Below are 11,610 nucleotides of genomic sequence, written 5' to 3'. Positions count from 1 at the left end.
TTCGCCGCGGCAAGTTAACCTCAATCCCAACAGCATTGCCCCCTCAAAAGCCTTTCACAAAAAGAAGGTTTTTGAGGAGAAAAAATGCCCCCGCTGAACGCGGCCGTTGCATCGGCTGCTAGGCCGGAACCTGCCCGGATCTAACAAAAACGGTGGAACCAGAGATTTCCCCTTGCAACCAAACCCAAAACACTTTGCCTGGGCTGCAACGGTCCGTAAAAATGCTCAAGGCCGGCGGGTGCGGTCGTGCGCGACCCCGGCCCGCTTTTCCCACACCATTTCGCTCCAGATTTTTGGTCCGGCGCTTAAGATTTTCCCCGGCGGCTTCGCCTGTCTCAGCTAAAATGGTCACCATTGTCACGGAGACGATACGGGCAAATCAGGGGGCACAGCAGCCGAAGGTGTCAACCGACACCCAACCCACCCGGTCTCCGCGGATCGGTTTCGCCTCGCCCGTATTTCTCAGCAAGCGTCGTGCGACGGCACGCTTGTTGAGAAATGCGGGCGGGAGGGCGCACCCCCTGCCACCATGGACACGAATCGCGTCCCCCCTTCAAAAAGGCAAGCCGACCCTTTCATTATTCTTCCATGCGGTTTTTTTATCGGGCCGGCGGTTGTTCAACCGCACACACCCGAACCACCTACCGCGCCATGAGGTTTTCATGAACGTTTCCCGCTGTCTCGTTTGGGCACTCGTTTTCAGTCTCTTTCTGGGCGTCTCAACCCTGCAAGCAGACGATCACGAGGAGGGCACCGCTATTTTTCCCTACAAATACCATCTCAAAGATTTCGATAACGGCCTGCGTGTGATTGTCATCCCCACGGGGATCCCCAACTTGGTTTCGCTGCAGATCCCGGTGCAAACGGGTTCCCGCAACGAGGTCGAACCGGGTAAATCCGGCTTCGCCCACTTCTTCGAACACATGATGTTCCGCGGCTCCGAGAACATCAGTTCGGAAGAGTACAACGCCACGTTGAAAAACATCGGCGCGGACCAAAACGCCTACACCACCGACGATTTCACCAACTACCACATCACTTTCTCTAAGGACGACCTGGACACGGTCATGCGTTTAGAAGCCGACCGCTTCCGCTATCTGTCCTATCCCGAGGCCGACTTCAAAACCGAGGCACGCGCCATTTTGGGCGAGTACAACAAAAACTCGGCCAACCCAATCATGAAAATCCTGGAGCGCCAACGGGACCTGGCATTCAGCAACCACACCTACAGACACACCACCATGGGTTTCCTCAAAGACATCAAGGACATGCCCAACCAATTCGAATACTCGCGCGAATTTTTCAAGCGTTACTACCGCCCTGAAAAAATCGTGATCGTTTTGGCAGGGGACGTCGACCCCGAGGGCGCCTTTGGTTTGGTTGAAAAGTACTGGGGCGACTGGGAACGCGGCACTTACGAAAGTGACATCCCCACCGAACCAGCCCCCACCGGCCCCAAATACGAGCACATCGCCTGGCCCGCGCCCACGCTGCCGATGGTTGCGGTCGGTTTCCGCGGCCCCGCGGTTTCCGAAACGGAACTGGACATGGCGGCGATGGACATCATCGCGGAAATCGCGTTTTCCAGCAGCTCGCCGCTTTACCAAAAGCTGGTGCTCAAAGAACAAAAAGCCAACTCGGTACAAAACTACTTCCCGAACCGCATCGATCCCTACCTGGTCACGGCCTTCGCCCAGTTGAAGTCGGCCGACGATATCGCGGCGGCCCGTGACGATATCCTGGCGGCGTTTGCGAACCTGCGCACCGAAAAGGTCGCGGAACAACGTCTGAACGAAATTAAAGACAACCTGAAATACAGTTTCGCCATGGGTTTGACGAGCAGCAACGACATCGCCTCGGCCTTGGTTCCCTGGCTGGCACTGACCCGCGATCCCGAATCGATTAACCGTTACTATCGCCTCTACGACCAAATCACCCCGGACGTCGTCCACCGCGTCGCCAACACCTACTTTGTCGATCATGGTTTGGTGGTGGTTACCGTGGCACAAGGCGAAATCGCCGAGGACCTCCAAGGCCACGGCTCGATTGAAGGCATCGTTACCAAAAGCAAGGAAACGGTTGATTCCAAGGTGAAAACCCACCTGATCGAAAGCCCGTCTCCCGTGTTGAACTTCCGCTTTATGTTCCACACCGGCGCCGCCGTCCAAAAGCCCGAACACGCGGGCATCGCGGCCCTGACCACGGCCATGATCGCCAACGGCGGCAGCAAGACCCTGGATTACAGCGCGATTCAAAAAGCCTTTTTCCCCATGGCCACCGGGTTCGGCGTCCAGGTAGACAAGGAAATGACCGTGTTCCGCGGTTCCATTCACCAAGACAACCTCGACACCTACTACACCATCATCAAAGACCAAATGTTGCAACCGGCGTGGGATGAGGACGACTTCGAACGGGTCAAAAACCAACTGAAAAGCTCGATCACCATCAACCTGCGCAGCAACAACGACGAGGAACTGGGCAAAGAAGTTCTTTACGAATTCATTTACCAGGGCCACCCCTACGGCACGCTTAACGCGGGCCATATCAGCAAGATTGACAAGCTGACCCTGGCTGATTTGAAAGCCTTCTACGCGGAGCACTTCACCCAAAACAACCTGACGGTGGGCATGGCCGGCAACTTCCCCGAGGGTTTCGCGGACCGCGTGAAACGCGACTTCGCGGCGCTGCCCGAGGGCAAGCCGGCCGCCAAAATGGAACTGCCCGCGCCTAAAACCATCGACGGCTTGCACGTGCAGATCGTGGAAAAAGAGACCCGCGCCACGGCACTTTCCATGGGGTTCCCCATCGAGGTGAACCGCAGCCATCCCGATTTCGCGGCCTTGTGGCTGGCGCGCTCCTACTTCGGTGAGCACCGCTCCACCAACAGCTACCTGTTCCAGCGCATGCGCGAGTTGCGCGGCATGAACTACGGGGATTACGCCTACATCGAGTATTTCCCCAACGGCATGTTCTTAACGCAACCCAACCCCAACTACGCGCGCCAACAACAAATTTTCCAAATTTGGGTGCGCCCGGTGCCACCGGAGCAGGCTGCTTTCGCGTTGCGCATCGCCAAGTACGAGCTGGATAAGCTGGTCAAAGACGGTATGAGCAAAAAAGATTTCGAGGCCACGCGGAATTTCCTGATTAAGTTCGTGAACGTTCTGACCGGCTCGGACAACCGCCGCCTGGGTTACGCGATGGACAGCGAATTCTACGGCATGAAGGACTTCAACCAATCGATGGTCGCGGCGCTGAAAAAGCTGAAGCTGAAGGACGTGAACCGCGCAATTAAGAAGCACCTTCAGGGCGATAACATGAAAATCGTGTTCATCACCAAGGATGCCCAAGGCTTGGCCGACCAGCTTTTGTCGGGTGAGCCGACGCCGATCCAGTACGGCAGCGAAAAACCCGCCGAAATCCTGGAAGAGGACAAAATCATCGAGAAGTACCCCATCAAACTCAGCAAAGAAAACGTTGAGATCATCCCGGTGGACAAAGTCTTCAACTAGCCGGATAACCGAAACCAATTTGCAGAGAGGGTGCGCCGCGAGGTGCGCCCTTTTCTGTTTGGGATGGCTGGGATGCAGTTGCATGGCGGGGTCATTGCTTTGGAGCGGGTAGCGGATGGGCGTTTCGGCTCTTGGTTGCCGCTTCCCGTTGCGGATTGGGTCGGTGCTTTGTTTTATTTCTTAGGATGCTTCGATATTTTGAGGATGGGCGATTTCGCCCGTCGCCCCATTTGGTTGGGCCCCGCCGCGGATGAAGCCGTCACTTCGTTGGTCTGGTTTTCTGGATGCGGATGGGCGTTTCGTCCCTTGGTGACCTCTTCCCGATTCAGGCCGAGCCGTTGCTCCACCGGACAGGATTCCGCCTGGTAAATCGCCCAAAAGATTATTTCTTTTCCGGGCGCGATCCCGTGGGGCCGAACACCCCGCCTTCATCGCCATCCCATCCATCCAAGGCGCGATCCCCGCCCGCCACCACAGGCTGCAAACCGCCCATCCTCTAATCACCCTAACATCCTAAGAAATAACGATTACCAACCCGCGCCCCTCAATCAACCAAAATTTGTAAAACCCACCCATCCAAAAAATCCTATCTGTAAAAGGTTTGAAACGACACTTGACGCTTTAAATCTACATCTGTAGTTTTAAAGCCACAGCATTCGAGGAGTGTTTTGTGAAACTTTCCGATTTTGAGTTTGAGGTCATGCAGGTCTTTTGGGACCAGGGTTCCCTCACGGCACCCGAGGTCCACAAGCAAATCGCCGAACAACGCAAGGTCGCCTATTCCACCGTCAAAACGATCATCGATCGCTTGGAGGAGAAACAGGCCCTGGTGCGTGAGCGAACCTACGGACGAACCATCCTTTACGGGGCGGCGGTGACACGCGAGTCATTGTCCAAACCCATGGTGCATTCGTTTATCGGCAAGCTGTTCGGCGGCAATGTGCGTCCGCTGTTTAACCATGTACTCAAGGAAGAGCAGATGTCGTTGGAAGACGTCGACTACCTTCAAGAGATCTTGGATCAAAAGCGGCGCAAGCTTGAAAAAGAGAAGGAGTGACCGGTGATTCGTTATTTACTCTGGCACAGTTTGATTTCGCTGATGGTGTGGGCCGCCCTGAAAACCGGGCGTTCGGCACCACCGCGGGTCAATATGTTCGTCGCTTTGTTCGGCATGGTGATTTGGCTGATTCCCTTCCCGTTGTTTCACGTACCGGTTAGTGAAGCCGTTGCGGGTTCGGCCCCTGCCACCATGTACCATTTCCTGGTCGTCGGTCAGGGCGGCGGGTCCGAGGTGATCCCAGAGATGACGCATCAACGCGTGGCGTCACCCGAAGCCACCGGCGAAACCCTGTTTTCGCTGTTGTTTGTTTTGGCGACCCTGTTCGGCAGCCTGTTGTTCTTGCGCGATTTATACCAACAGCGGCGGACGATTGCCGCCTTGCGCAAGGATGCGATTCGGTTGCCTTCTCCTTTGATGCGAACTCAGGTAGCGGTATTCCAAATGGCTGGGAGCGGTGCCATGACCACCGGCATCTTGCGCCCCAGCGTTTGGATCGGCGCCGATCATATCCGCCAACCTGAATTTCGCGCCCTGCTTGCCCACGAACTCACCCACGTCCGCCGCGGCGATAACGCCTACCTGCTTTTGGTGCGTTTGCTCGAACGCCTGTTTTGGTGGAACCCCTTGATGGGTGTGTTGTCGGAGCGGATGCGTTTCTACCTGGAACTGTCCTGCGATCAATCCTGTTGTTCCCGCTTTGAAAAACAGGCCTATCGCGAGGCGCTGGCCGCGACCATGCTCAAGGTCGCACGGCTAACGACCCCAAACCGACGCTTGGCCGCGGCTTGGGGTACGGGAGAACGCCACAACCTCACACGAATCAAAATGATCGATGGGAGTTTTCAGATGAGAAAAGGATATATCAGCGTACTCGTGGTTTTGGTTCTGGTCAACGCGGCCCTGCTTGCGGCGCCCGGTCGCTTGACATGGCCGACGGCCCCCCTCGCCGCCGGCACCCTAACCGGTCTCGCCGCCGAGGCCCCCCTCGCGGGGGACATCCCTCGCGTCGGCCAGGCCGGTGTCGAAGCGCCCGTTTTCACCAAAAAAGTGGCGCCCAACTACCCGGAAGCCGCCCGCGAGATGCAACTACAGGGTTACGTCATTTTGGAAGCGACCCTGCGTGCAAGCGGTGTGGTTGAAGATGTGGTTGTCCTGCGCACCCTGGGCAAAGGTCGCTATCAGTTCGAAGAAGAAGCCACCGCCGCCATCAAACAGTGGGAATTCCTGCCCGCCACCCGCAACGGCGAAGCCGTCGACGTTCGCATGACCCTGAAAATCGATTTCGTGTTGGACGGTCCCAAGAAAACCCGCCAGGTCGCCATTACGCGGTGGCGCAACCTGAACCCCGGCTTGGAAGGCAGCGTGCGCCTCCCCCGCATCGTCAATCACAACACCACCGAAAACAAAAAAGCCGCCGATCAAACCCAAGTCCAGATCCCCGTGTTGGTCCAGGTTGCATCCGGCGGCGAGATCGTCGAGCTGTCCGTGGACGAACAAGCCCTGGCCCATTTCGGCAATCCGGGCGACATCCGCGGTCGCGTCGATCTCTTCTTGGACGAGCTCAGTTTTACCCCGGCAATCATTGGCGAAACCCCGGTTGATACAGAAATCCGTTTTTTTGTCCCGATCAGTCTTTAGTTCTCGCTACTAATAGTGGAAAGCAAATGACGCAACGGAGCGTCGCTGGAAGAGCAGGAACGAAATCGCTTTGTGGTACGGCCGACTGTTAAGCGAACCTGGGCAGAACTTTTCCGCGCCCGATTCAGCGCGTCGACACACACAATCGTGGGTACACCCCACCCACGGTGTTCATGATAACTACGAAATGCGTGGTCCCTCTAGAAGGCCACGCATTTTCATTTTTAGCATCCTTACTTACGGGTTAGTACGCTTCCATGTATTCGCTAACTTGTTGGTAAATTTTGAGGGCCGCGATCTTCGCCTTGGGACCGGCGCTCAAGTTGGTGTACTCCAACATTTCGGTGCCTTGCAGGCGGCCGAGCGGCCGTTTTTGGTGCAGGGACAACACCGACACTTGAACCTGCGCTTGCCACGCGGTTTGGTTACGTCCTCGGAAGCTGATATTGCGCTCGCCCCGTTCATCAACCCGCACCAGCACGAGCACATCGGTTTCGTGACGTTTCAGTGCTTGGCGCAGGCGCAGGATGGGCAGGGGTTGCTGCTGGATCAAATCACTGGGATCGCGCATGTCGTCCAGGGCGAGAATGGGGTAATCATCGCGGGAAAGGTGGTTCTCCAGGTGAACGCGAATCGGTCCCGAGATGGTGGGATCACCCAGAACCGCCACGACCACATTGGGGACCTCGGGTTTGGCACGGACCGCCCGTTGACCGGGAACGCGGGGTTGTGGTTGATCGCTTTTGGCGGCCATGCGCTGTCGCGGTCGGGTGATTTGCGGTTGATCCGCATCGGAAGCTTGCAGCGCGGGTTCGGATTCAGGAAAGGACGTCGTTTCGACCGGTTCATCCGGTTGGTTGGCAGCCATAGCCGTGCTGTTCGGTTGCGCCTGCGGTTGCGGGATTGCGGCGGGTTCGCCGGCGGCACGCGCGGTTTGAGGTGTTTGGATCGGCGGCGGCATGTCGGCAGTCGGTCCTTTTTTATTCGGTTGCGGATCGGCACCGATGACGGTCGCATCGCTTTCGGGTGATGCCTGGTTTTGCGGGTCGGTAGCGGGCTCGGTCGGTAGCACCCCGCTCTGATTGGCCGCGGCCGCGGTGTCGGTGGGTTGTTTTTGTGCCTGGCGCGTGTCCGCCGTTTCTGTCGGTCCGGCTTCCTGGGATTGGCGACCCCACCACAGAACCGCGCCAACGCCAAACACGAGAAACGCCGCGGCGGCAATCATCAGCCCGGCCTTGCCACGTCCGCCGGAGGAAGCAACAGACCGAGGAGGCGGGCCGGTTGGCGGCGCACTTTGCGGTTTAGCGGTAACCTTTCCTGCTGGTGACGGACCGGCAATGGGGCCGGTTGCTGCGCTCGTTGAGGGATTGGTCGGCGGACCGGAAGCAGACGGCGTTGCCACGGTTTCCGCCGGCGGCACGGGCGGTGGCGGCGGCCCCAAGGAAGCCTCCGTGGGTAAGGGTGGCGGGGCGGCCGCGGGCACATATTCGGTGGGCACCATGTTGGCATCGGTCGCGGTTTTGCTTTCATCCACGGCCGGACCCGCGGCGGCGAGGTCCCGCGCGGGACGATCACCGAGGGTGCGGTAGGTCTGCACCCCGAAGCCTTGTTCCAAATCGCGAATCAGCAGCTCGCAATCGGGATAACGATCCTCCGGTTTTTTGGCAACCATGCGATTAAGCATGTCGATGGTGTGGGCGTCCACTTCGGGATTGAGTTGGGCCACATCGGGAAGCGGCGACTGGACGACTTTGTGGATCATGGCGAAGGGGCTGTCGGCTTGAAAGGGTTGTTGCCCGGTCAGCATTTCAAAAAACACCACGCCGAGGGAAAAGATATCGGCGCGGCCGTCGAGCGGAAGCCCTTGGCAAAGTTCGGGCGAAAGGTAGCCGGGGGTGCCGAGGAACTGCCCGGTCCCGGTCAATTTCTTGCCCAGTTCGGCCATGTAAGCGATACCAAAGTCGGCAATTTTCACGTTGCCGCGGCGGTCAATCATCAAGTTACCGGGTTTGATATCGCGGTGGATGATTTCTTTTTCATGGGCCGCGGCCAAACCCGAGGCGGCCTGGACCAAAATGCGTGCCGCCGTTTGCGGTTCAATGCGCCCTTCCTTGCGAATCATTTGGGAAAGGGATAAACCTTCAACGAATTCCATGACAAAGTAGGGCTGCCCCTGGTGGTCGCCGATGTTGTAAATCTGAATGACGTTGGGATGGTTCAACGAGGCCGCGCTGCGCGCCTCCCGCTGGAAACGGGCAATCAATTCGGCGTCGTCGGCGACCTTGTCGCCCAACACCTTAATCGCCACAAAACGTTCCAGGGCGCTGTCGCGTGCTTTATAGACAACCCCCATGCCGCCGCGCCCCAGCTCGGCGACCACCTGATAAGGTCCGATCTGTTCTTCCATATGCCGTTCTCCCGATTGGTTATTTCATTGTACATGGGCGGGAACCACAATCCTATCCAAGCATCGTGCCCAGGCAAACGAACGGCATAACCTGTTTTATCTCAATACCCATCCGACGCACCGGCGGCCACAACCGCAAAACCGGACACCCACATCCCAAACACACCGTCCCTAATTAAGGACACCCACCTATTGTTAAAACGTGGGTGTCCTGATCCGTGCGACCGATCCTTACCCCGCCACCCCGCGGGCCAGGCTGTGATGGCCGCCCGTGTGGTAAGGAGAATCGGACCGCCGATTGGGGTCCCAATCATTAAGCTGTATCAAATGAATTCGGGCTCTTGTACCATAGGAAACTACTATGGAAATGCACCAGGTTAAATACTTTCTTGCCGTTTGCGAACACCGCAACTTCACCCAGGCGGCTCATGCCGCCCACGTCTCTCAACCGGCCTTAACAGCGGCGATCAAAAAGCTGGAGGAGGAACTCGGCGGCCCCGTCTTCCTGCGCGACCGCTCGGGATGTGCGCTGACGCCCCTGGGCGAACTGGTACGCCCGCGCCTCCAACACATTCAAGACGAGGCCGCGGCGACACTGGCTGATGCGGTTCGTCATATTCGGCTCGACCGAATTCCCATCCGAATCGGCCTTTTTGAAACGGTGGGCGGCAACCTTTTAGCCCGAAGTATCGCGCAATACCAGACAGCCAATCCCACCATCGAAATCGAACTCATTTACCGGCGCGCGGAGGTCGCATTAGAAGAACTCCGCGATGGATTGCTGGACGTGGTGATCGCACCGGATCAAGCGTTTTCGTCAGAGATCTACAGCGCCGACACCTTACTGCGCGAACCTTACCAGGTTGTTTTTGCCAAAGGCCATCGCTTCGAAGCCATGGACGAGGTCCCTTTGAAAGAGATGACAAAGGAAACCTACCTGGATCGACCGAACTGCGAAATGCGCGAAGAATTGCTGTCCCGCTGTAAGGAGTCCGGTATTGAAATTTACGCTTCTTACCGAAGCAACCGGGAAAGTTGGCTGTTGCTGCTTGCAGCCGAGGGGGTCGGGGTGGCGATTCTACCCAAAAGCTGTGTGCCGGATCCGATGTCGGGCATTGCCACGCGGCCGCTCACGGCGCCGCGAGTTAGCCGCACACTGGTTGCTTTGCGTTACCTTAAACAGCCCGCTCGTGCCGAGCTCCAAGCGTTGGTGCAAGCCCTTACCCGGCGAGAATGACGCCGAACCCGGCTAACCCGCATTTCCCACAAGGAATTCTGCTACGAGGCAACCCCTGCGATAACGAGGGTTTTCCTTCCGCGGGGCGGTCATCCGCATTACTCGGTCGCGCCGCTTTCGCCTCAGCTGCTACGCCGAAAGGTCGGCCCCGCGAAAGGTCGGCCCCGCGAAAGGTCGGCCCCGCGAAAGGTCGGCCCCCTGTTCCGTGGCTTGGGCGTCATCTTCGTACGCACAAGGCGTTCAGCTTCTCGCGACGAATCCTTGTGAGCAATGCGGGCTAAACCTGAAAAAGCCCACCGAATGAACGGTGAGCTTATTGAAACCTGTTTGGCGAAGCTTACTTGATCGCAAGGATGTCGAAGTTGTTCACATTGGCGACCACGCCGTCCGCCCAACCGCCCTCGACCAAAACGGCGGCCTTTTGGTTGAGCAGGCCCGCGACTTTTCCGGCAAAGTGCGCTTCCCGACCCGCTTCACCGGCGAAGATGTCAAAGATGGCAAAGTGGTCCTCGTCGATTTGGAGCGCGACCCAAAACAGGGTACCAGGCTCTGTTTCGGAAACGATGGAACCTGCCGCCGACAGCAACGCCGCCAAGTTTTCACCCTGCCCCGGGGCTGCTTTGAGCTTGATATAGGTCGCGGTGGTTCCACTGTAAAGATCAACCGGGTTTTTGGCCGACAAGACCGCGGAATGATGGATATTGGCGACAACCCCGTTGTCCCATCCTTCCGCGACCAGGGTGTTCGCATGTTGGTTCAACGCCCCGGCGACCGCCCCGGAAAAGTGGGCCTTGCGCGCCTGTTCATCGACAAAGATGTCAAAGATAGCCAGTTTGTTTTCAGGTGCTTGCAACGCAAACCAAAGCTTGGTGCCAGGCTCGGTTTGTTTCACCAAAGGCGCGGCATTGGTGAGGAAGGTTGCAAAATTGTCGGTCTGGCCGGCGGCCGCGTTCATTTCAATATAACTGGCTTTGTAATTTTTCATGGCTTGCTCCTGTGCATAAACGAAGGTGGTTAGGGTGATTAAGGAAAAGATGGTGATGGTTTTCAAAAGTTGGCTCATGATTTAACCTCTCTCAAGATTCGGGTTGGATTGGCCTCGTCAGTCCCTGAATGGGTGGCGTCCTGCGCTGAAAGAGTTATCTCATCTTCATCCAAACATCTCTAATTTCATGTATTTATGGTTCCATAAGTAAAGTTTATGAATGGTCGACCTCTTGCCCGGAAGCACCAGCTGTGGTCCCTTTCGGTTAGCTGCTCCATAGAGAACTTAGCCAGGATTACGAGCCAAACGAGCCGGCGCTTTGAAAGCGGGGCAGGCGTAACCAAAGAATGACGGGACACCCACCATTTTGGTGAAGGTTTGGCATAGCCATCGTCCAGTTTTTGCGTGCCAGAAAAACAGGTGAAACTAGCCCGCGGTTCTCACAAAGACACATAGGGGTCAAAGCCGCGCGTGGTCTCTGGACGCCGCGGCTCAGACTTCGCGCCAATGTCCTCGGCGATCAATCCTTTGGCTTGTGGGTTCGTACGCTATTAGTAACGTGTGTGTTTGGCTATTCCCTTTTCGCCGTGGATCGCAGCGACATCCGCCGCGGCCGCATCATCTCGGAGGAAACGGTTGTTTCTATTTGGATGGTTTTTGCCGCGACGGCAAGCTTTCTCCTGAGGGTGTTTCAACCTCAATCCTCGACGACAACGATCCTGGCACATACGAAGCCCGCTCAATGAAAAACCAAAAAGATGAGACACCCCG

General features: G+C 57.1%; 6 protein-coding genes. 4 read left to right on the top strand and 2 right to left on the bottom strand.

Going from position 1 to position 11,610, the window contains the following annotated elements; translation table 11 throughout:
- Positions 1–662 precede the first annotated feature (662 nt).
- From J3U88_RS09625 to J3U88_RS09615, 3 genes are all read left to right on the top strand, one after another.
- Positions 663–3,512, top strand: a complete 2,850-nt coding sequence (locus J3U88_RS09625; protein WP_207858378.1) for a M16 family metallopeptidase — start codon at positions 663–665, stop codon at positions 3,510–3,512.
- A gap of 670 nt (positions 3,513–4,182) precedes the next feature.
- Positions 4,183–4,569 (top strand): BlaI/MecI/CopY family transcriptional regulator, encoded by a 387-nt coding sequence (locus tag J3U88_RS09620; RefSeq protein ID WP_207858377.1) that lies wholly within the window; start codon positions 4,183–4,185, stop codon positions 4,567–4,569.
- Positions 4,570–4,572: 3 nt separating this feature from the next.
- Positions 4,573–6,210, top strand: coding sequence for a TonB family protein (locus J3U88_RS09615; protein ID WP_207858376.1), 1,638 nt, complete (start codon positions 4,573–4,575; stop codon positions 6,208–6,210).
- A gap of 244 nt (positions 6,211–6,454) precedes the next feature.
- On the opposite strand, the gene J3U88_RS09610 is transcribed toward J3U88_RS09615, so the two are convergent.
- Positions 6,455–8,617 carry a serine/threonine-protein kinase gene (locus J3U88_RS09610; protein ID WP_207858375.1) on the bottom strand — a complete coding sequence of 721 codons (2,163 nt, stop codon included), beginning with the start codon at positions 8,615–8,617 and terminating at the stop codon, positions 6,455–6,457.
- A gap of 361 nt (positions 8,618–8,978) precedes the next feature.
- On the opposite strand from J3U88_RS09610, the gene J3U88_RS09605 reads away from it, so the two are divergent.
- On the top strand, positions 8,979–9,854 hold the full coding sequence (locus tag J3U88_RS09605; RefSeq protein WP_207858368.1) for a LysR family transcriptional regulator: 876 nt from the start codon (positions 8,979–8,981) through the stop codon (positions 9,852–9,854).
- Positions 9,855–10,191: 337 nt separating this feature from the next.
- Here the strand turns inward: J3U88_RS09605 and J3U88_RS09600 are convergent, their stop codons facing one another.
- On the bottom strand, positions 10,192–10,920 hold the full coding sequence (locus tag J3U88_RS09600) for a putative quinol monooxygenase (RefSeq protein ID WP_423842044.1): 729 nt from the start codon (positions 10,918–10,920) through the stop codon (positions 10,192–10,194).
- Positions 10,921–11,610: the final 690 nt, after the last annotated feature.

The sequence above is a fragment of the Acanthopleuribacter pedis genome (assembly GCF_017377855.1).
Taxonomy (GTDB): Bacteria; Acidobacteriota; Holophagae; order Acanthopleuribacterales; family Acanthopleuribacteraceae; genus Acanthopleuribacter; species Acanthopleuribacter pedis.
This window is presented reverse-complemented; position numbering and strand designations above follow the sequence as displayed.

What these genes read in the sequence shown, in the direction of transcription:
- J3U88_RS09605 (WP_207858368.1), top strand. Translation starts at nt 8,979, where the DNA reads ATGGAAATGCACCAGGTTAAATACTTTCTTGCCGTTTGCGAACACCGC.
- J3U88_RS09625 (WP_207858378.1), top strand. Translation starts at nt 663, where the DNA reads ATGAACGTTTCCCGCTGTCTCGTTTGGGCACTCGTTTTCAGTCTCTTT.
- J3U88_RS09610 (WP_207858375.1), bottom strand. Translation starts at nt 8,617, where the DNA reads ATGGAAGAACAGATCGGACCTTATCAGGTGGTCGCCGAGCTGGGGCGC.